The organism is Pedococcus badiiscoriae, assembly GCF_013408925.1.
Classification (GTDB): domain Bacteria; phylum Actinomycetota; class Actinomycetes; order Actinomycetales; family Dermatophilaceae; genus Pedococcus; species Pedococcus badiiscoriae.
This window is the reverse complement of the sequence record NZ_JACCAB010000001.1, coordinates 1,594,085-1,614,011: the sequence shown is the minus strand read 5'-3', so window position 1 is coordinate 1,614,011 and position 19,927 is coordinate 1,594,085. Positions and strand designations below refer to the sequence as shown.

The 19,927-nt window shown below is 71.4% G+C and carries 23 protein-coding genes; 3 read left to right on the top strand and 20 right to left on the bottom strand.

The annotated features are described in order from the left end of the window. Positions 1 to 33: 33 nt before the first annotated feature. The 10 genes from BJ986_RS16035 to BJ986_RS07670 form a co-directional block, all read right to left on the bottom strand. Entirely contained in the window at positions 34 to 543 is a 510-nt protein-coding gene (locus BJ986_RS16035) for a DUF402 domain-containing protein (RefSeq protein ID WP_202881204.1), read from the bottom strand. Positions 544 to 580: 37 nt separating this feature from the next. Then, positions 581 to 1,882, bottom strand: coding sequence for an adenylosuccinate synthase (locus BJ986_RS07710; RefSeq protein ID WP_179421448.1), 1,302 nt, complete (start codon positions 1,880 to 1,882; stop codon positions 581 to 583). 84 nt (positions 1,883 to 1,966) lie between these two features. Next, the gene (locus BJ986_RS07705; protein ID WP_179421447.1) at positions 1,967 to 2,773 is read right to left on the bottom strand and encodes a helix-turn-helix domain-containing protein; all 807 of its coding nucleotides are present in this window, start codon (positions 2,771 to 2,773) and stop codon (positions 1,967 to 1,969) included. A 300-nt stretch (positions 2,774 to 3,073) separates the two neighbouring features. After that, a complete protein-coding gene (locus BJ986_RS07700; RefSeq protein ID WP_179421446.1) occupies positions 3,074 to 3,478 on the bottom strand; it encodes a DUF3151 family protein in 405 nt (134 codons plus the stop codon). Beyond that, positions 3,475 to 4,503, bottom strand: coding sequence for a class II fructose-bisphosphate aldolase (gene fbaA / locus BJ986_RS07695; RefSeq protein ID WP_179421445.1), 1,029 nt, complete (start codon positions 4,501 to 4,503; stop codon positions 3,475 to 3,477). Before fbaA ends, BJ986_RS07700 begins: the two co-directional genes overlap by 4 nt. 86 nt (positions 4,504 to 4,589) lie before the next feature. After that, a complete protein-coding gene (locus BJ986_RS07690) occupies positions 4,590 to 5,915 on the bottom strand; it encodes an RNA polymerase sigma factor (protein WP_337794996.1) in 1,326 nt (441 codons plus the stop codon). A gap of 4 nt (positions 5,916 to 5,919) precedes the next feature. Continuing rightward, positions 5,920 to 6,282 (bottom strand): YciI family protein, encoded by a 363-nt coding sequence (locus BJ986_RS07685; protein WP_179421444.1) that lies wholly within the window; start codon positions 6,280 to 6,282, stop codon positions 5,920 to 5,922. Continuing rightward, positions 6,279 to 6,647 carry a YciI family protein gene (locus BJ986_RS07680; protein WP_179421443.1) on the bottom strand — a complete coding sequence of 123 codons (369 nt, stop codon included), beginning with the start codon at positions 6,645 to 6,647 and terminating at the stop codon, positions 6,279 to 6,281. Before BJ986_RS07680 ends, BJ986_RS07685 begins: the two co-directional genes overlap by 4 nt. A 27-nt stretch (positions 6,648 to 6,674) precedes the next feature. Then, the gene (locus tag BJ986_RS07675; RefSeq protein WP_337794995.1) at positions 6,675 to 7,379 is read right to left on the bottom strand and encodes a TrmH family RNA methyltransferase; all 705 of its coding nucleotides are present in this window, start codon (positions 7,377 to 7,379) and stop codon (positions 6,675 to 6,677) included. Beyond that, the gene (locus tag BJ986_RS07670; RefSeq protein ID WP_238338067.1) at positions 7,372 to 8,151 is read right to left on the bottom strand and encodes a polysaccharide deacetylase family protein; all 780 of its coding nucleotides are present in this window, start codon (positions 8,149 to 8,151) and stop codon (positions 7,372 to 7,374) included. Before BJ986_RS07670 ends, BJ986_RS07675 begins: the two co-directional genes overlap by 8 nt. Before the next feature lie 193 nt (positions 8,152 to 8,344). On the opposite strand from BJ986_RS07670, the gene BJ986_RS07665 reads away from it, so the two are divergent. Further along, positions 8,345 to 9,040, top strand: a complete 696-nt coding sequence (locus tag BJ986_RS07665) for a DedA family protein (protein ID WP_179421441.1) — start codon at positions 8,345 to 8,347, stop codon at positions 9,038 to 9,040. A gap of 69 nt (positions 9,041 to 9,109) precedes the next feature. On the opposite strand, the gene BJ986_RS07660 is transcribed toward BJ986_RS07665, so the two are convergent. The 7 genes from BJ986_RS07660 to BJ986_RS07630 form a co-directional block, all read right to left on the bottom strand. After that, the gene (locus BJ986_RS07660; protein WP_179421440.1) at positions 9,110 to 9,760 is read right to left on the bottom strand and encodes a response regulator; all 651 of its coding nucleotides are present in this window, start codon (positions 9,758 to 9,760) and stop codon (positions 9,110 to 9,112) included. Beyond that, the gene (locus BJ986_RS16765; protein ID WP_179421439.1) at positions 9,757 to 10,992 is read right to left on the bottom strand and encodes a histidine kinase; all 1,236 of its coding nucleotides are present in this window, start codon (positions 10,990 to 10,992) and stop codon (positions 9,757 to 9,759) included. The genes BJ986_RS07660 and BJ986_RS16765 overlap by 4 nt, the downstream gene beginning before the upstream one ends. A 7-nt stretch (positions 10,993 to 10,999) precedes the next feature. Next, positions 11,000 to 11,806: an ABC transporter permease gene (locus tag BJ986_RS07650; protein WP_179421438.1), complete on the bottom strand. Its 807-nt coding sequence runs from the start codon at positions 11,804 to 11,806 to the stop codon at positions 11,000 to 11,002. Beyond that, positions 11,803 to 12,693, bottom strand: coding sequence for an ABC transporter ATP-binding protein (locus BJ986_RS07645; protein ID WP_179421437.1), 891 nt, complete (start codon positions 12,691 to 12,693; stop codon positions 11,803 to 11,805). Before BJ986_RS07645 ends, BJ986_RS07650 begins: the two co-directional genes overlap by 4 nt. Before the next feature lie 115 nt (positions 12,694 to 12,808). Further along, a complete protein-coding gene (locus BJ986_RS07640) occupies positions 12,809 to 13,387 on the bottom strand; it encodes a LemA family protein (RefSeq protein WP_179421436.1) in 579 nt (192 codons plus the stop codon). A gap of 10 nt (positions 13,388 to 13,397) precedes the next feature. Next, positions 13,398 to 13,952, bottom strand: a complete 555-nt coding sequence (gene pyrE, locus BJ986_RS07635) for an orotate phosphoribosyltransferase (RefSeq protein WP_179421435.1) — start codon at positions 13,950 to 13,952, stop codon at positions 13,398 to 13,400. Between the two features lie 39 nt (positions 13,953 to 13,991). Further along, on the bottom strand, positions 13,992 to 14,759 hold the full coding sequence (locus BJ986_RS07630; RefSeq protein WP_179421434.1) for an SDR family NAD(P)-dependent oxidoreductase: 768 nt from the start codon (positions 14,757 to 14,759) through the stop codon (positions 13,992 to 13,994). A gap of 37 nt (positions 14,760 to 14,796) precedes the next feature. Between BJ986_RS07630 and BJ986_RS07625 the strand changes: the two genes are divergently transcribed. Then, entirely contained in the window at positions 14,797 to 15,585 is a 789-nt protein-coding gene (locus tag BJ986_RS07625; protein WP_179421433.1) for an exodeoxyribonuclease III, read from the top strand. A gap of 57 nt (positions 15,586 to 15,642) precedes the next feature. After that, entirely contained in the window at positions 15,643 to 16,530 is an 888-nt protein-coding gene (locus BJ986_RS07620; protein WP_179421432.1) for an alpha/beta fold hydrolase, read from the top strand. Here BJ986_RS07620 and BJ986_RS07615 read toward each other — a convergent pair. The 3 genes from BJ986_RS07615 to BJ986_RS07605 all read right to left on the bottom strand — a co-directional run bounded on the left by BJ986_RS07615 (position 16,512) and on the right by BJ986_RS07605 (position 19,860). After that, complete coding sequence (locus BJ986_RS07615) at positions 16,512 to 18,167, bottom strand: MFS transporter (RefSeq protein WP_179421431.1); 1,656 nt, start codon at positions 18,165 to 18,167, stop codon at positions 16,512 to 16,514. The genes BJ986_RS07620 and BJ986_RS07615 overlap by 19 nt on opposite strands. Continuing rightward, on the bottom strand, positions 18,148 to 18,837 hold the full coding sequence (locus BJ986_RS07610; protein ID WP_179421430.1) for an LppX_LprAFG lipoprotein: 690 nt from the start codon (positions 18,835 to 18,837) through the stop codon (positions 18,148 to 18,150). Before BJ986_RS07610 ends, BJ986_RS07615 begins: the two co-directional genes overlap by 20 nt. Before the next feature lie 129 nt (positions 18,838 to 18,966). Further along, the gene (locus BJ986_RS07605; RefSeq protein WP_179421429.1) at positions 18,967 to 19,860 is read right to left on the bottom strand and encodes a hypothetical protein; all 894 of its coding nucleotides are present in this window, start codon (positions 19,858 to 19,860) and stop codon (positions 18,967 to 18,969) included. Positions 19,861 to 19,927 lie beyond the last annotated feature (67 nt).

The following is a 19,927-nucleotide window of genomic DNA, read 5'->3' as shown; positions in this document are numbered from 1 at the left end:
CGTGACGAGCGTGTCGCGGGTGGGCCCGAGCGGTCAGCCGGCCTTCAGGGACGCGAAGACGGCGCGCCACGGGGCGGCGGTCTCGTCGGCCAGAACCGGTGCGCCTGAACGGATCTCGTCGACCACGCGCGCGCACTCGGCCTCTGCCGCGACCACCAGGTCGGGTGGGTAGCCGTAGAGAACCTGGTGCTCGGCGAACTCGTCCTCGTCGTCGACGTACCAGCTGCCGTCGAACCGGCGGATCACGTCGAGGTCGAGGTCCACTGCCGTCACGAGGTCGCCGTCCCAGACAGGCACCGTGGTGATGTCGACGTAGAGCTCGAAGGCCTGGTCCGGGTGCTCGCCGTAGAACATCGCGGTCAGGCCCCTGCCGTGCGGGACGAGGAGCACGTTGTCGGTGACGCTCACGAAGGAGTTCGGTCCACCCGACCACCGGTTGCCGACCGGGTCGCCCAGCCAGTCACCGTGGTCGTCGGCCCCGAGGTAGACGAGCTCTGCGCCGTGGTGCCGCTTGCCACCCCACTTCGTGAACCGCAGGCGCACAACCGAACCGGGCTCCGGCCTCGGCTGCGCCACGGGTTCAGGCGCCGAGGAGGGAGTGGCGGCTGATGATCTCGTCGCGGCCGGGGCCGACGCCGATCGCCGAGACGCGCGCGCCGATGAGCTCCTCGAGTCGCAGCACGTACGCCTGCGCGCTGACGGGAAGCTCCTCGAACGTGCGGCACGTCGAGATGTCCTCAGACCAACCGGGCAGCTCTTCGTAGATCGGCTTGGCGTGGTGGAAGTCCGTCTGGTTGACCGGCATCTCGTCGTGGCGGACCCCGTCGACGTCGTAGGCCACGCACACCGGGATCGTCTCCAGCCCGGTCAGCACGTCGAGCTTGGTGATGACGAAGTCGGTGACGCCGTTGACCCGGGTCGCGTAGCGGCCGACCACGGTGTCCACCCAGCCGCAGCGGCGTGGGCGTCCGGTCGTCGTCCCGAACTCGGCCCCGACCTTGCGCAGGAACTCGCCGTTGGCGTCGAACAGCTCGGTGGGGAACGGCCCCTCGCCGACCCGCGTCGAGTAGGCCTTGAGGATGGCGATGACGCCCGACACCCGGGTCGGCGGGATGCCCGAGCCGGTGCAGGCCCCACCGGCCGTGGCGTTGGACGACGTGACGAACGGGTAGGTGCCGTGGTCGACGTCGAGCAGGGTCGCCTGCCCGGCCTCGAGGAGAACGGTCTTGCCCTCGTTCAGCGCGCGCTCGAGGACCAGCGAGGTGTCGGCGACCATGGGGCGCAGGCGCTCGGCATACCCGAGGAGCTCCTCCATCACCTCGTCGACCTCGACGGCCCGGCGGTTGTAGATCTTGGCGAGGACCTGGTTCTTCAGCGCCAGCGCCGCCTCGACCTTCTGGCGCAGGATCTTCTCGTCGAAGATGTCCTGCACGCGGATGCCGTTGCGAGCCATCTTGTCCGCGTACGTCGGGCCGATGCCGCGGCCGGTGGTGCCGATCTTGCGCGAGCCCAGGAAGCGCTCGGTGACCTTGTCGAGCACCCGGTTGTAGGGCGCGATGATGTGCGCGTTGGCGCTCACGAGGAGGCGGGAGGTGTCGACACCGCGGGCCTCGAGCCCGTCGAGCTCCTCGAAGAGCACGGCCAGGTCGATGACCACGCCGTTGCCGATGACCGGAGTGCAGGTCGGCGTGAGGATGCCCGAGGGGAGCAGGTGCAGGGCGTACTTCTCGCGCTTGCCGTCCTTCTCGATGACGATGGTGTGACCGGCGTTGTTACCGCCGTTGAACTTCACGACGTAGTCGACGTCGCTGCCCATCAGGTCGGTGGCCTTGCCCTTGCCCTCGTCGCCCCACTGAGCGCCCACGAGCACGATTGCCGGCATACCGCACCTCTCCCATGTCTGCGTTTTTCCTGCGGTCATGCAGCAGGCCCCGTCGCGTGCGCACGGGGCCCGTACCGGGAAAGGTTACCGGTCCGCGGGCTCGCGGGGGGAACCGAGCTCACCGCTGGCCGCCGCCAACCCCAGCTGGAACCTCGTCTGCACACCGTGCCGCGCCATCAGGGCAGCCACCCGCCGGCGCACGGTCCGCAGGCTGCAGCCGAGGTACCGCGCAATCGACTCATCCTTCAGACCGAGCCCCAGGAGCTTCACCAGACGCAGGTCCTCGTCGTCACGGGCATCCTCCGGGACCACCGGAAGGGCGCGCTCGAAGGCCCGGTCGAAGAGCGCGGTGAACGCGGCGATGAGCATGGGGTCGCGGACCATGACGTAGTCGCTGCCGACGTTGCCCCACTCGGCCACCGCGACGAGGGAGTGTTGGCCGAAGATCGTGAACTCGCTCGGGGGCGCCAAGGACAGCCCCTGCTCCTCGCCGACGCCCGCGAACGCCTTGAGCCAGGCGCGCCCGTCCTCGCTGTCCACGATGTCCATGGGATACAGCGTCCGCTGGCGGAACTGCCCCGCCGCCAACAGGTCCTGGTTGAGCCGGCGGTTCTCCTGCGCCAGGTCCGCCGTCACGTGGACGCTCATCGTGCTGACCCGGCACAGGCCCGTCGTGTTCAGCAGCAGGTAACGCAGCATGGGTGCGGCCATCTCGGCCGCGAGGGGTTCGACGCCACTGGTCCGGGCGTGCCGGGCAGCACCACCCGCCGAGAGCTGGAAGAGCGCATAGCGCACCTCGGCCAGCTCGGCCCGTCGCGCCTCGAGCTGTTCCTCCCCGCTCTCGAGGACGCGGAACAGCCGGTCCATCGGATCGGTGAGCATGCGTTCCACGTCTCGAGCCGACGCATCCCCGCTGGTCAAGGCACCTCCCCGCCCGAAGTGACATCATCTGTCCTTTGGCAGCATAGTGCCACCGAAGGCCTCGTTCTGAGTGCACAATGACCGGACGCTGCTCGTCACGCGGCAGGGGACGACCATAGACGGGTAGGGATCACGCGGGCTCAGGCCCGCGGCAGGGGGCGGCGCCGGGAGACCGGGACCAGAATTCGGGTCCGGTCTCCCGGCGTCACTGCTCTCCCGGCGCACTGTGTCGGCAGGCCCCAGGCCGGCAGACGAAAGGTCGCGCCCTGATCAGAGCCCGAGCTCGCGCGCACCCGTCATGGAGGAGTCGCGCAGGAACTGGGCACAGCGCAGCTCCTCGTCGGTCTCACCGATGGTTCCGGCGGCCCGGGACAGGGCCGCCAGCGCGCGCAGGAAACCCCGGTTGGGCTCGTGCTCCCACGGCACGGGTCCCTGCCCGCGCCAGCCGTTCTTGCGCAGCGAGTCCAGCGCTCGGTGGTAACCGGTGCGGGCGTAGGCGTAGCCCTCGACGGTGCGCCCGTCGGCGAGTGCGTCCTCGGCGAGCGTGGCCCAGGCCAGCGACGAGGTCGGGTATGCCGCGGCCACCTGGTCCGCGGCGACGCCCGCCTCGAGCTTCGCGGCAGCGGGGTCGACGGGCAGCCGCGTCTCGGGGATGCCGAGCAGGTTGTCGCTCACGCGTGGGTACCGGCCGAGCGCAGGTTCTGGCAGGCCTCGACGACGCGGGCAGCCATGCCGGCCTCGGCCTCCTTGCCCCAGGCGCGGGGGTCGTACAGCTTCTTGTTGCCGACCTCGCCGTCGACCTTGAGGACGCCGGCATAGTTGGTCAGCATGTAGCCGGCGACGGGGCGGGTGAAGGCGTACTGGGTGTCCGTGTCGACGTTCATCTTGACGACGCCGTAGTCGACCGCCGCCGCGATGTCCTCCGGGCTCGAGCCGGACCCACCGTGGAAGACGAGGTCGAACGGCTTCGCGTCGCCGGCAAGTCCGTGGGCCCGGGCGACCGCGTCCTGGGCGGCCTTGAGGATCTCGGGGCGCAGCTTGACGTTCCCCGGCTTGTAGACGCCGTGGACGTTGCCGAACGTCAGGGCCGTCAGGTAGCGACCGTGCTCACCCAGGCCGAGGGCCTCGGCGGTGGCGAGCGCGTCCTGCGGAGTCGAGTAGAGCTTCTCGTCGATCTTGCCCTCGACGCCGTCCTCCTCGCCGCCGACGACGCCCACCTCGATCTCGAGGATGACGTCCGCGGCGCGGCACAGGTCCAGCAGCTCGCGGGCGATCGTGAGGTTCTCGGCGAGCGGGACGGCGGAGCCGTCCCACATGTGCGACTGGAACCACGGCGTGCCACCGGCCTTGACCCGCTCCGTGGACGCGGCGAGCAGCGGCCGGACGAAGCCGTCGAGCTTGTCCTTCGGGCAGTGGTCGGTGTGCAGCGCGATGTTGACGTCGTACTTCTTGGCGACCTCGTGGGCGTAGGCCGCGAGCGCGATCGAACCGGTCACCATGTCCTTGACGGTCGGACCGGAGAGGTACTCCGCGCCACCGGTCGAGACCTGCACTATGCCGTCGCTGCCCGCGTCGGCGAAGCCACGGATCGCCGCGTTCAGCGTCTGCGAGGACGAGATGTTGATCGCCGGGTACGCGAAGGAGCCGGCCTTCGCGCGGTCCAGCATGTCGGCATACACCTCGGGGGTGGCGATGGGCATGGAAGTCTCCTTCGACTCGTGCGTGGCGTCGGCCTGGCGTCGTCGCCGATCTTTGCACGACCCGCGCGCGACCGGACACCCGTGTCTCAGGCTGTCGGGGTGACCCGGCCTCCCCGGCCCCCGGCTCCGTCGCGGTCGGGGCGCAGGTCTGCCCGCCGCTCCAGCAGCAGGGCGCGCTCGGCGTCGTTGCCGCAGCGCTCGATGGCCAGGTCGTAGGCGGCCCGCGCCCCGTCCCGGTCGCCGGCGCGAGTGAGCAGCTCGGCCCGCACGGCGGGGAGGCGGTGGCTGTGGGCGAGCAGGTCGTCGAGCCCCGCCAGCGCCGCCAGCCCCTCGTGCGGCCCGCTCGCCTCGGCGACGGCCACCGCGCGGGCCAGCCTCGCGCTCGGCGTGGGCGTCAGCGCCACGAGCTCGTCGTAGTGGGCAACGACCCGGTCCCAGGCCGTCTCGGCGGCGGTGCGGGCCGTGGCGTGCTCGACCGCGATCCGGGCCTGCACGGCATACCCGGCGGCCTGAAGGGTGACCGGCCCGGCCAGGCCGGGGGAGCGCAGCAGCCGCACCGCCTCGTCGACCTCGTCGCGGTGCCAGCGCGACCGGTCCTGGTCGGGCAGCAGGACGATCCGGCCGCTGTCGTCCACCCGCGCGTCCCGACGCGAGTGCTGCAGCAGCATCAACGCGAGCAGGGCCACCAGGACCGGTGCGTCGGGGCGCAGGGCGAGCACGACGCGCACCAGGCGGATCGCCTCGCCGGCGAGGCCGGTGCGCACGACATCCGGACCCGACCCGGGCGCATATCCGGCGGTGAAGGCGAGGTATGCCGTCTGGGCGACGGTGTCGAGCCGCTCGGGCAGCACGTCGGCTGAGGGCACGGCGAAGGGGATGCCCGCGGTGACGATCTTGCGCTTGGCACGCGTGATCCTGGCCGCCATCGTGGGCTCCGGCACGAGGAACAGCCGGGCGATGTCGGCGGTGCTCACGCCCAGCACGAGGCGGAGGGTGAGGGCGCTGGCCGCGGCGGGGTCGAGCGCCGGGTGGGTGCACATCAGCACCAGCCGCAGCAGGTCGTCCTCGACGAGGTCGCCGGGATCGGCCAGCACGGGCGAGCCCTCGACCCGCTCGGCCTCGACGATGAGCAGCGGCGCCTTGCGGTGCGCCATCGCCTCGGCGCGGAGCCGGTCGAGCACGCGCCTCCTGGCCGCGGTGTGCAGCCACGCGGCCGGGTTGTCCGGCAGACCGTCGCGCGTCCAGCGCCGTGTCGCCGTCTCGACCGCGTCCGCGAGCGCGTCCTCGACGAGGTCGAGTCGCCGGAAGCGCGCGAGGAGCAAGGCCGTCAGCCGTCCCCACTCCTGCCGCACGACCGTGGCCAGCACGTCGGCGGGATCGCCGGACGTCGCGGCGGGTCCGCCGACGCTCACCTGGTCACAGGCTCTCGTAGCCCTCGACACCCACCACGGACCGGATCTCGACGGTGTACGCCCTGGGCAGCAGCCGGCCGGCGGTGATCGCGGCGTCGAGGTCCGGCAGCTCAACGTCGTAGTAGCCGCCGATCTGCTCGGCGAGCTCGACGAACGGCCCGTCGGTGACCACGTCCGACCCCCCGCCGTCGCGCCTGATCGTGGTGGCGAGGTCGGCGTCGCTCAACGCCGCGCTGCTCAGCCGCCGCCCGTGCTCGTCGACGTACCGCTCGAAGGCGTGGTGGGCATCGACGTGCTGCTGCCTCACCTCGTGGCTGGCCTCCGCCCAGCCACCGGGCTCGTAGGCGATCAGGACGACATACCTCACGGCATCTGGTTCTCGACCTGGGGGCGGATCTCGATGGCGTCGTGGAACGGGGTCGCGAGCAGCCGGCCGCAGACCTTGGCCAGGTCGGCGGGGTCGGAGGTCTCGACGACGTAGTAGCCGCCGACCTGCTCGGCGCTCTCGGCATACGGTCCGTCGGTGACCGAGACCTGGTCGAGGGCACTCCCGCGGACCACGCGCGACTGCCCGGCCGGGGTCAGCTGGGCGCCACCTGTCATCTTGTGTCCGCGCTCGGCGAGCAGCTGGGCGAACTCCCCGTGGGCTGCCGTCAGGTCAGCGCGCTCCTGGGCCGAGGCCGACGCGTAACGGGCCTCGTCGGCCGGCAGCAGGACGATGTACTGGGTCATGGCTGTTCCTCTCATCGGTGGGTGCTATCACCCTGATGACGGACGAGCGGTGGGCTCATCGACAGCCTGCCCGAAAATGTTCCGGCGCACCCAGGCATGCATGGCGATGGCGGCCGCGGCTCCCGCGTTGATCGAGCGCGTCGACCCGTACTGCCCGATGTGGAGCACCACCTCACAGGCCTGACGCATCTCGGGCGACAGTCCCGGCCCCTCCTGCCCGAAGACGAGCACGCACTCCCGGGGCAGGTCGTAGGTCTCCAGCGGCAGCGAGCCCGGCAGGTTGTCGATCCCGATGAGCGGTATGCCGCGTTGCCGACCCTCCGCGCCAGTGCCCGCCGTGGCGGCCCACTCGACCAGGTCGTCCACCGTCGGGTGGTGGTGCTCGTGCTGGTAACGGTCGGTCACCATCGCCCCCCGGCGGTTCCACCGTCGCCTGCCCACGATGTGGAAGGCCTTGGCGTTGAAGGCGTTCGCCGTCCTGATGACCGACCCGATGTTGAAGTCGTGCCCCCAGTTCTCGACCGCCACGTGGAAGTCGTGACGCCGCGCGTCCAGGTCGGCGACGATCGCGTCGTGCCGCCAGTAGTGGTAGCCGTCGACCACGTTGCGGCGGTCGCCGTCGCGCAGCAGGTCGGCGTCCCAGTGGTCCCCCGGCGGCCACTGCCCCACCCACGGCCCGGCGCCCACCTCGTCGGTCGCGAGGCCGCTGGACCCGGTGGGCGTCTCAGACACCAGTCAGCTCGCTGACCGTCGCGAACCGCAGATCCTTCGAGAGCACGGCGTCGAGCATATGCGGGAGCGCGGCCACCGTGGCGGCGCGGTCGAGGGACTGCGGGTGCGGCCCGTCGAGGTGCCCGCCGTCGTGGCACAGGATGATCGAGCCGGGACCGGTCCTCGCCGCGACCGCGGCGGCGGCAGACGACGGGTCCCCCAGGCGCAGGTAGTGCTCGAGGCACTCGCTCCAGAAGATGCAGCGCAGGCCGTGAGCGTGCGTGACCCTCGCCACCGTGGGGCTGGTCCAGCCGTGGGGCGGGCGGAAGAGCCGGGTCGAGGGTGCACCCACGCGGGCCAGGCTCGCGGCCCCAGCCAATACCTGGCTGCGGACGACCGCTGCCGGCTGCTCGTCCAGCCAGAGGTGGTCCTGCGTGTGGCTGGCCACCTGGTGCCCACGCCGGAGCACCTCGACGGCCAGGTCAGGGCGCTCGACGACGTTGCGCCCGATCATGAAGAACGTCGCCACCACCCCGAACTGGTCGAGGACGTCGAGCACCGCCGGGGTGCTTGCGGGGTCCGGGCCGTCGTCGAAGGTGAGGGCGACCACTCTCCGGCCAGTGTGGACCGAGCTGATCGACCTGGGGTCGACACGACTGCGCGACAGGGGAGTTCCGGTTCGCTCCAGAGGGTCGTGCTCTCGCGCCAACCCAGCGCCCAGCACGCCCGCGAGGCTGGTGCCCACCGCTGCCCCCAGCACGGCCCTTCGCGTGGGCCACGGCCTTCCGTCCATCGATACCCCCCGGTATCCCTTGCCTCTCGACCCGTCGCACGGGCCTTGCTCCAACGGTCCCACCGCGGCGCCCACCAGGCGGGCGGATCCCGCAGATGTATGCCGTGCCGTGACCTGGGGCCCCACTCGGCCCACAGGTTTCTCTCAGGTGACAAGTCGAGCGCAGCCGCCGGCGCGGCATACCCTGTAGCCCATGCACTCACTGAGCACCAGCTGGATGGACCCCCAGTGGCTCCTGACCCATTTCGGCTCCCAGTTCTTCTGGGTGAGCGTCGCGATCGTCTTCGTCGAGTGCGGGCTGCTCTTCCCGATCCTGCCCGGTGACTCGCTGCTGTTCGCCATCGGGTTGTTCATCAGCACCGGCGACCTCTCGATGAACCTCGTCGTCGGCCTGGTGATCCTGAGCCTCGCGGCGTTCGCGGGCAACGTCGTCGGCTACGAGATCGGCCGCGCGGTGGGCCGTCCGCTGTACGAGCGCGACGGGCGCATCCTCAAGAAGAAGTACTTCGACGACAGCCACGCCTTCTTCGAGAAGCACGGCGCGAAGGCCCTGGTGCTCGGCCGGTTCGTCCCGGTGGTTCGCACCTTCATCACCGTCGTGGCTGGGGTGAGCCGGATGGACCGGCGGCACTTCTTCGTCTGGAGCGGCGTCGGCGCCGTGCTGTGGGTCTGGATCGTGACGCTGCTGGGCTACTTCCTGGGCAACTCCTTCCCGGCCCTCAAGAACCACCTCGAGCTGGCCATCCTGGCCATCGTGGCCATCTCGCTGATCCCCATGGTCGTCGAGGTGGTCCGGGCCCGCCGTGGCCGGACGTCGGACGAGACCGTCGGGGACGACGCCGTCGCGCACGACCAGTCCGTCGACGACCTGCGCGACGACCGCGTCTGACCGCGTCTGACCGCGTCTGACCGCGTCTGACCGTGTCTGACCGCGGCTGACCGCCAGTCCGGCGACCCCTCAGAGCTCGATCAGGCCCGCCCGGTAGGCCGCGGTGACGGCCGCCGTGCGGTCGGTCACCCCGAGCTTCTCGAAGGTCCGGAGCAGGTGGGTCTTCACGGTCGCCTCGCCGATGTGCAGCTCGCGACCGACCTCTGCATTGGACAGCCCCTTGGCCACCCAGCGCAGCACCTCGGTCTCGCGGTCGGTGAGGGTCGGCGCCGCGGGCGCCCGCAGCCGACTGGCCAGCCGGGCGACGACTGGCGGGGCCAGCACCGTCTCACCGCGCGCCGCTCGGCGGATCGCGTCGGCCAACGTCTCGCGCGGGGCGTCCTTGAGCAGGTAGCCGTTGGCTCCCGCCTCGACGGCCCGGACGATGTCGGCGTCGGTGTCGTAGGTGGTCAGCACCAGGACCGCCGGCGCGCGCTCCGCCGCCCGCATCCTGGCCGTGGCGTCGGCGCCGTCCATCACGGGCATGCGCAGGTCCATCAACACGACGTCCGGCGTCAGCCGGGCCGCCAGCACCACCGCCTCGGCCCCGTCCTGCGCCTCCCCCACCACCTCGAAGTCCGGGTGCTCGGACAGCATCGCCACCAGGCCCATGCGGACCACGGGATGGTCGTCGACCACCAGCAGCCGCAACGGGGTCTGGCCACTGCCGGGCTCGCTCATCGGGGCACCTCCACCCTCAGGCGCGACCCGGCGCCGGGCCGGCTGTCCACGTCGAACCGGCCGCCGACCTCGGTCGCCCGCGCGGTCGCACCGTCGAGGCCGTAGCCCCGGGCCTGCGCCGCGGGGTCGAAACCGACGCCGTCGTCGGTGACGACCAGCGCCACGGGACCGTCCGCGGCATAGGACAGCGACACCTCGAACGTGGAGGCCCCCGAGTGGCGCCGGACGTTGGACAGGCCCTCCTGGGCGGTGCGGAGCAGGACCACCTCGGAGTTGGCCGGCAGCACGACCGGCTCCCCCTCGATGCGCACCGTCCCGGCCATCCCGCTCTCCGCCGAGACCGCGTCGACCAGCCGTTGCAGGGCCTCGGACAGGGTGCGCGACTGCAGGTGGCCGGGCGTCAGCTCGGCGACGATCAGCCGGGCCTCGGAGAGGTTGTCGGCGGCAGTGTGCTCGATCAGCCGCAGCCGCTCGCGGACGGCGGAGAGGTCGCCGCGGTCCAGGGCCAGCTCGGTCGCCCGCGCCAGCGTCACGACCGAAGTGAAGCCCTGGGCGAGGGTGTCGTGGATCTCCCGCGAGATGCGCTCGCGCTCCCCCGCGACGCCCTGGGCACGCTCGGCCGCCGCGAGCTCGTCCTGGGTGCGGTGCAGCTCGTCGATGGTCCGGGCCCGGGTGTCGGCCTCCCGGATGATCCGGTCGATGAACAGCCCCAGGGTCAGCGACAGCACCAGCATGATGACGGTGCTGATCGCGATGCCGACGGCGTCGTCGCCGGTGCGCGGGCCGTTCCAGAGGCGGACGGCACCGATGAGCAGGATCGCCGCGACCACCGTGCCAGCGGCCCTGTTGCGGGGCAGGATCGCCCACGTCTGCGGGAACAGGCCGAACGTCAGGATCCACGCCGTGCCCGTCCCGTCGAGAGCCATCAGGACGACCATCAGTCCCCAGGCAACCCCCAGGTAGAGCATCCCCGCGAAGGGGTCGCGCTCGCCCATCCCGCGGCGGCCCCACACGGCATACGCGACCCCGATGACCACCACGCAGGCCAGGCGCGAGCCGAGGTGCGGTTTCCCCTCCACGACCATGACCACCACGGTCGTGACGACGAGGGCGGCGAACAGGCCGTGCCACCAGCGTTGCTGGCTGCGCCACATCTCGTCGAGGGCGTCCGAGGACGAACCCCGCTCGGGCCGGCAGTCGGAGGGTTCGGCGTCGGTCATCGCGGTGCCCACCGGGCCATCATGTCGTGCCGCGCTTGGTCCAGCGGAAGGTGCGGGCACAGACGAGGAGCCCGGCGAGCAGCCAGACCGCGAGGACGACGGCCGTGCGGCCGGGCTCCCAGGTGCCGGCCATCTCCCGGGTCTGCCAGTCGCCGGGGAAGAACACCGAGCGCATCCCCTGGGCAATCCACTTCAGCGGGAACACCGACGCCACCTGCTTGAGCCACAGGGGGAGGTCGGTGAACGCGAAGTAGACCCCCGAGATGAACTGCAGGATCAGCGTCGGGGCGATGACGACCGCGCCGACCGACCGGGACGAGGACGCCAGGGAGGAGTAGGCGATCCCGAGCACCGTCCCCGTGGCGACCCCGAGCAGGAACACCCAGGCGAACGTCAGCCAGTGACCCGCGTCGGTGGGCAGCTGCACCCCGAACGCGAGCCTGGCCATCGCGATGAGCAGCGCGAACTGGGCGAGGCTGGTGAGGGCGACGAGGCCCACCTTGCCGAGGAAGTAGGCGACCGGGGGCATCGGGGTGGAGCGCAGCCGCTTGAGGGTGCCGTCGTCACGCTCGACCGCGACGCTCAGCGCCATCGACTGGAAGCTGGTGAGCATCACGCCGGCCGCGACCATTCCGGGCAGGAAGAACCGCGCCGCGTTGACTCCCTCCGTGTCGCCCTTGTCGCTGAACTGGTGGCTGAAGATCACCGAGAACATCGCCAGCATCATGATCGGGAAGACGAACGAGAAGAACACCGCTTCCTTCTCCCGGAAGTACATCTTCAGCTCGAGCACCGTGCGGTCCCAGCCGATGGCGACGACGTTCATGCGACCACCTCGGCGACAGGGTCGGCGCCGACGGGCTCGCCGACGGCGTGGGGCGCGATGAGCGCCAGGTAGGTGTCCTCCAGGGAGGGCCGGGTCACCGTCAGCTTGGGCACCTCACCGCCCACTCGCGCGCTGAGTGCGGCGACGAGCCGCGTCGGGGTGCTCGTCCTCTCGGTATGCCGCGTGCCCGCGTCGTCCTCCCAGGTCACCGTGGCTTCCAAGGAGGCGCGCCCGCCGAGGTTGGCCGGGGTATCGAGGGCCAGCATCCTGCCCATCGCGATGACCCCGACCCGGTCGGCGAGGTGCTCGGCCTCGTCGAGGTAGTGGGTGGTGAGCAGGATCGTCGTGCCCCCGTCGGCCAGTGAGCCGATCAGCTCCCAGAAGTCGCGCCGGGCCTGCGGGTCGAAACCGGTGGTGGGTTCGTCGAGGAACAGCAGCTCGGGCGTGCCGACGATGCCCAGCCCGACGTCGAGCCGCCGGCGCTGGCCACCGCTGAGCTTGCCGATCCGGTCGTCCGCCTTGTCGACGAGTCCGACGGCGGCCAGCACCTCGTCGACGTCGCGCGGGGTGCGATACACCTTGGCGGTGCTGGCGAGCGCCTCGCGCGGGGTGATCAGGTCCAGCCCGGTCGAGGACTGCAGCACGATGCCGAGCCGGTTGCGCCAGCCCAGCCCAGCCCTCTCGGGATCCTCGCCGAGGACGTTGACGCTGCCGCCGTCGCGCCTGCGGAAACCCTCCAGGATCTCGACGGTCGTGGTCTTGCCGGCGCCGTTCGGTCCGAGCAGCGCGAAGACCTCACCGCGCTCGATCCGCAGGTCGATGCCGTCGACGGCCGCCCGGCTCCCGTAGGTCTTGCGCAGTCCGGTGACGAGGATGGGTGCGTCCATGGGTCCACCCTGCCTCGCCAGGTCGTGCCACGGCAGCGTCGGCTGGTTGATCCCTGGTCCACCGACCGGTGGACGCGTGACGCCGGGCCGGGTGTTTCGGGGTGCGCCGCGGCGCTCAGGCCTGCGGCGGGGTCCCCTGGCCGAAGTCGACCTTCACCGCGTCGCGCTCCTCGCCCTCCACCTCGAAGTACTCCGCACGCCCGATGTGGAACAGGCCGGCGACGATGTTCGAGGGGACGGTCTCGACCCTGGTGTTGAGCTCGCGGACGTTGGCGTTGTAGTACCGCCGGGCCGCGGCGATGCGGTCCTCGGTCGAGGTCAGCTCCTGCTGCAGCGCCAGGAAGTTCTGGTTGGCCTTGAGGTCCGGGTAGGCCTCGGCCACCGCGATGAGCCGACCGAGCGCCTGGCTCAGCAGTCCCTCGCTCTGCGCCTGCTGCGCGGGGCTCTGGCCACCGGCCATCGCTGCCGAGCGGGCCTTCATGACGTCCTCGAGCGTGCCGCGCTCGTGGGCGGCATACCCCTTCACCGTCTCCACGAGATTGCCGATGAGGTCGTGTCGGCGCTTCAGCTCGACGTCGATCTGTCGCCACGCCTCCTGCACCAGGTTGCGCAGCCTGATGAGGCCGTTGTAGACGCCGACGGCCCACAGGACGAGCACCACGAGGACGACACCGATGATGATCAAGGCCCACATGGTGCTCAGCCTAGGCCAGCCCGAGCTCCTCGAGCCCGAAGACGAAGCGGTACTCGTACCCGGCGTCCGCGAACTTCTCGGCCGCGCCGGTCGCCCGGTCGGCGATGGTCGCGACGGCGACGACCTCGGCGCCGGCCTCCCGAGCGGCCGTCGCGGCTTCGAGGGGAGAGGCGCCGGTGGTGGAGGTGTCCTCGACGATGACGACGCGGCGGCCCTCGATGGACGGCCCTTCGATCCGCTGCTGCAGGCCGTGGGCCTTGCCCGACTTGCGCACGACGAAGGCGTCCTTGCGCTCCCCCGCGGCCGCGCTCGCGTGCAGGATCGAGGTCGCGACGGGGTCCGCCCCGAGCGTCAGGCCGCCGACCGCGTCGAACTCGAGGTCCTGGACGAGGTCGCGCATGACGATCCCGACCAGCGGTGCGGCCTCGCCGTCGAGGGTGATGCGCCGCAGGTCGACGTAGTAGTCGGCCTCCCTGCCGGACGACAGCGTCACCCGGCCGTGGACGATGGCCTTCTCCTTGACGATCTCCAGCAGGCGGGCACGGGCGGCGGCGGTGTCAGTCACGGTTCGCCAGCCTACCGATCACGCAGGAAGGTGTGCCGGTCACTTCCCGGGGCGGTGCACGCTGCTGGCGCGACGGCGCACGAGCGAGCGGGGCACGACGCGCAGGGCGCCGACGATGGCCTTGTACTGCGGCGACGGCACCGACACGACACGGCCCTTCGCGACGTCGTCGAGGCAGTCACGCACCAGCCGGTCGGCGTCGAGCCACATGAACTCGGGGATGCTCGACATGTCGACCTGGGCCCGCTCGTGGAACTCGGTGTGCGTGAACCCGGGGCAGAGGGCGGTCGCGGTCACGCCGGTCCCGCGCAGCTCGGCGGCCAGGCCCTCGGTGAAGACCGTGACGTAGGCCTTGTTGGCCGAGTAGGTGCCTGCGGTGATGAAGGAGGCGACCGACGAGACGTTGACGATGGCGCCGTGGCCTCGGGTGCGCATGGCGTTGCCGGCCGCGTGGGACAGGACCAGGACGGCCCGGCAGAGCACGTCGAAGTTGGCCTCCTCCTGCGCGATGTCGTGGCGCAGGAACGACCCCTTGAGCGAGTACCCCGCGTTGTTGACCAGCAGGTCCACGGGGCGGGCGAGGTCGGCCAGCCGCTCGGCGACCTTGCCCGTCTCGGCCCGGTCGGACAGGTCGGCCACCAGGATCTCGGTGCCGACGGCATACTTCGCCCGCAGCTCGTCGGAGACGTTCTCCAGGCGCGCACGGTCGCGGGCCACGAGGACCACGTCGTGGCCGCGCTCCGCGAGCGCATGGGCGAAGGACAGGCCGATGCCGGCGGTGGCGCCGGTGACGAGGGCAGTGCTCATGCCGTCACTCTAGGCGGGTCCGCATAGGGTTGCCCGCGTGCGTATTGCCACCTGGAACGTCAACTCCATCCGCTCCCGCGTCGACCGGGTCGAGGCCTGGCTGCAGCGCAGCGACGTCGACGTGCTGGCGATCCAGGAGACCAAGGCCACCGACGCCCAGTTCCCGTTCGAGCGCCTGCGAGCCCTCGGCTACGAGGTCGCGCACCACGGCCTGAACCACTGGAACGGGGTGGCCATCGTGTCCCGGGTCGGGATCGAGGACGTGACAGCCTCCTTCCCCGGCGCCCCCGCCTGGGGCGACCCGCCGGTCGTCGAGGCGCGCGCCCTGACCGCGACCTGCGGCGGCGTCAGGGTCACCTCGGTCTACGTCCCCAACGGGCGTCACCTCGAGGACCCGCACATGACCTACAAGCTCGAGTGGCTGGCCCGGCTGCGCGACCAGGTTCAGCGGTCGGTGGAGGCGGGCGAGACCGCGGCGATCATGGGCGACTGGAACATCGCGCCGCAGGACGGGGACGTCTGGTCGATGGAGTACTACCTCGACAAGAGCCACGTCTCGCCCGGCGAGCGGGCCGCCTTCCAGGCGGTGCTCGACGCCGGGTTCGTCGACGTCGTGCGTCCGCACACCCCGGAGCCGGGCACCTTCACCTACTGGGACTACAAGATGCTGAGCTTCCCGAAGCGACGCGGCATGCGGATCGACTTCGTCCTCGGGACCCCCGCGTTCGCCGCCCGGGTGACCGGCGCCGTCATCGACCGTGAGGAGCGCAAGGGCAAGGGCGCCTCCGACCACGCGCCCGTCCTGGTGCAACTGGATGAGGACTGACCGACCGGCCGACGGGCAGGTCTGCGGGGGACCTTACCGACAGTAATAATGGGCGACATGACCACGCGCATCTTCTCCGTCGCCACCCCTGACGGAGCACTGCTCAGGGTCCAGGAGCATGCCGCGGCAGAGGTTTCGCAGAGCTCCACGGAGGTCGGCGCAGACCTCCCCACGGTCGTGCTGGCGCACGGGTGGACGCTGACCCGCGAGTCATGGCTCCCGGTCGTCGAGCAGCTGGTCGCGGCAGGGGTGCGGGTCGTGACCTACGACCAGCGCGGCCACGGGGGCTCCAGCCCGCTGCGGGGGCAGCCGACGGTGCGGCTCCTCGGAGACGACCTGGCTGCGGTGCTCGACGTCGTCCAACCACACGGCCGGGTGGTGCTCGGTGGTCACTCGATGGGTGGGATGACGGTGATGGCCTATGCGGGGCTGCACCCCGAGGAGTTCCGCGCGCGCGTCGCCGGGGCGGTGCTGGTGGCCACCAGCGCGGGCGAGCTGCAGGACCGCCTCCCTGCCGTGGCGTCGCGCGTGATGGCCCTGGCGTCCCGGATGCCCGGTCTCCCGGCGGGGCGCTTCGTCACCAGGCGCGGCCAGCGACGGCTGCTCTTCGGCGCCGACGCGCAGCCTGCCCACGTGCAGCTGACCCGCGACATGGTGGCGGGGACGCCGCTGCCGACCATGGGACGGTTCTTCGGCGCCCTCGGCGAGCACGACGAGAGCGAGGCACTGAGCCAGCTGGCCGGCATGCCGACCGTGGTGCTGGTCGGGGACCGCGACCGGCTCACGCCGCCGCGGCACGGTCGGCGTCTCGCCGAGCTCGTCCCGCATGCCGAGCTGCGGATCCTGCCCGGCTGCGGTCACATGCTCGTCTACGAAGCCACTGACGAGGTGCTCGACGCCTTCCACACCGTCCTGGACGCGAGCATTCAGCCCGAGGTCGGCTGACCGTCCACCACGGGCCTGCGCCGCAGGCCCAGCCCCACCGAGGCAAGGGCGCCCAGGAGCGCGGCAACGGCGGCGCCGAGGAAGACCGTCTGCGCCTGCACCAGACCCGCGGCGAGCAGGGCCTTGGTGTCGGTCTGGTCGCGCAGCGCCGCCACGGTGTCGTAGTAGCGGTGCAGCCCGATCGCGGTCAGCAGCGCCAGGCCGACGACCATGCCGACCATGCGGGCCACGACGACGAGGGCGGACGCCACCCCGTGGGCGTCAGCCGGGGCGTCGGCGAGGGCGGCGTTGTTCACCGGCGCGAGTGCCAGGCCGATCCCGAGGCCGACGACGACGAGCACCACGGTAGGCGTGGCCCCGTCGAGCGAGCCCCGGCCCCACCCGCTCATCACGAACAGGCCGACGGTCGCCAGCAGCAGACCGACACCGCTGACCATCCCGTCGCCGAACCTGCGCAGGGACCAGCCCCCGAGCAGCGCACCCACGGGCACCGCCAGCAGGAAGCGCACCAGCACGAACGCCGCCACGGTCTGGGAGCTGGTCAGGGTCAGTCGCGCGAGCACCGGGACGTCGACGATGACGGCCACGAGAGCGGCGCCGACCAGGAGGCTGACGACGAGCGAGGTCCGCGCCCTGCCCCGCACGACACCCCGCGCGACGAGCGGCTCGGCGACGGTGCGCTGCCGCCAGAGGTAGAGCCCCAGCGCGAGCGCCCCGAAGGGCAGCAGCGCGAAGCCGAGTGGCCCGATGACCTCGCGCTCGGGGTCGCTGGCGGCGAAGGTCAGCACCACGCTGCCGAGGGCCAGTCCGAGGAGCAGGGCACCGGGCAGGTCGGCGGCGCGCAGCAGGGGCCACCACCGGGGAGCGGTCACCGCGAGCAAGGCCACCACGAGGACCAGGGCCACGACCCCGATGGGGGTCAGCACCCGGGACGTGGAGTCATCGAACGGCACGAACGGCAGGCCGAGGGTCACGTCGGTCACCAGTCGCTGCGGGGCGGCCAGGGTCAGTCCGCCCACGACGAGCGCTGCGGCGCCGAGCACCAGCGGTATGCCGCGTGGTCGCCGTGGCCTCTCGCCCCCCAGGACGACCACGGCCCCCGCGAGGACGAGACCCGCGACGGCGTTGAGCCAGAAGATCATCCGCCAGCCGGAGATGGCCAGGACCACTGCGCCGAAGACCGGCCCGAGGACGCTCCCCACCTCCTGCACCGCGCCGACCACGCCCAGGGGCGTGCCCCGTCGATCGGCCGGCCAGAGGTCAGCGACGATCGCCAGGGTCGCGGGGACCAGCCCGCCGCCACCGACTCCCTGCAGGACCCGTCCCGTCACGAGGACGGGCAGCTCGACGGCGAGCGCCGTGATGGCCGACCCGACGACGAAGACCAGCAGGCAGGCGACGAGGATCCGTTGTCTGGCCACGAGATCCGCCAGTCGACCGATGAGGGGCAGCACGGCGATGTAGCCCAGCAGGAAGCCGGAGATGATCGGGGTGGCCTTCTGGAGGGCGTCGATCCCGAGGCCGACGCCGGTCATCATGTCGGTCAGCGCCAGGACGACGACATAGGTGTCCGCCGCAGCCAGCGCCACCGCCACCGACGCCGTGGCGAGCAGCGCCCTAGGGGCGGGTGATCGCAACGGGCTGGGGCAGGCTCTTGAGCCGCAGGGAGTAGGTCGAGGTGGCCCCGGGGTAGAACGGGCCCTTGAGAACGACGGTGCGCAGCTCGTGCCCGCCCTGGGTGACGCCGTAGGTCACGTCGAACGTCGCCGTGCGGTCACCGATGACGAGCAGGTCCGCCACGGCGGCCCCGGGGAGCGTGCCCGTGAACGACGCGAGCACGTCGCCTCCGTCGCGGACCGTGTCACCTTTGGCGAGGGACTGTGTCTTGGCGATCAGGCTGGTGATCCCGGTCGCCTTGTCGAACAGCCTGGCCGGGTTGGGCGCCCCGTAGGTCGCGGGGTCGATCTTGTTGTACCCCGGGGTGAAGAACTTCATGAAGACGTCCTGCTCGACGGCGATGACGTCGACGGTCCCCGTCAGGCCGGCGACGGTGGCGTTGAGCGTGCCCTTGAACGAGGGCGGGGTGAACAGCCCCGTGCCCTTGGCAGCCGACACCCCGACGGCCTTGCTCGGCAGACCGGTCGACTCGAGGGTGAAGCTCACCGCCGGGCTCTTCTCGAGGTTGGCGCGCGCCGCGGCGAGCTGCTCGGCCGGGGTGCCCTCCTTGACCGGGGCGTCCCCTTTGGACGTGCAGCCCACGAGGGTCAGGGCCGCGATGGCGGCGATGGCGATTCCCTTGAGGCGCATGCCACCCACGGTAGTCGGACGGGACCGCTCACCACGGTCGCAACGCGGAGCCCGCCCCACCTTCGGGCGGACGCAGGAGGGGTATGCCGGGTGGGAACCACCCGGCATACCCCTCGTGGGCGTGGTTCGTCAGTCGACGAGCAGGCCCGAGAAGCCGCTGCCGATCTTGCCGACGGCGCGCAGGTCGGAGCCATTCAGGTCGTAGGCGTTCGGGTCGAAGTAGCCGTAGGCGTCACCGTTGTCGAGGAAGCCGATCACAGGCGCGCTGTTGGCCTGGGCACCAGTGCAGGCGCCGACCGTGACGTGCTTCATGCCGGCCCATCCGGAGGCCTTCAGCACCTTGCCCGTGGTCGCGCCGGTCGAGCGGTTCACGAGGTACTGGACCAGGGCACCGCTGCTCTTGTTGACCCCGACGAAGCTGTCGAAGGTGGAGTCAGGCGCGGTGGGGGAGATGAAGCCGATGCCGCTCCAGCCGGTCGTCGCGATGGCGCCGAGCCCACGCAGGGCACCGGTCGAGGAGATCGAGTAGCGGTAGAGGCCACCACTGGTCGTCAGCGCGTAGAGCCGGGTCCCGGTGGGCGAGGCCGCGAGGTGGCGGATGCCGGCCCAGCCGGACGCAGCGACCTGCGTGGCGGTCAGGGTGCCGTTGTAGGTCACCTTCCACAGCGAGCCGTTGGTGCGCACCGCGAAGTAGACGTCCTGGCTGCTGGTCTCCTGGGCCAGGGCGAAGGCCTGCGGCGTCTCGACCGTGCCGCCGAAGCTCAGCGCGCCGATGGGGTAGCGGGTGAACTTCTGACCGCGGTAGACGTAGCGGGAGAGCTGGCCGTCGACGATCCGGTTGGTCAGACCGGAGCAGGTGGTCGGGATCGTGGTGGCCGTGGTGGCCGAGACGGCGGCGGGAGCCGCCGTGGGTGCGGCCGCGGCAGCACCTTCGGTGGCGGCGACGAGCGCGCCCGTCAGGGAAACGGCGGCAACCGCCGCGAGAGTGGTGTGGCGCAGACGCGCCCGGTGGCGACCGAACATGCTGGGTCCTCCATGAGGGTGTCGTGGAGGGCCACGATCTGCAGCCCCCGGACATGATGAGCCACGA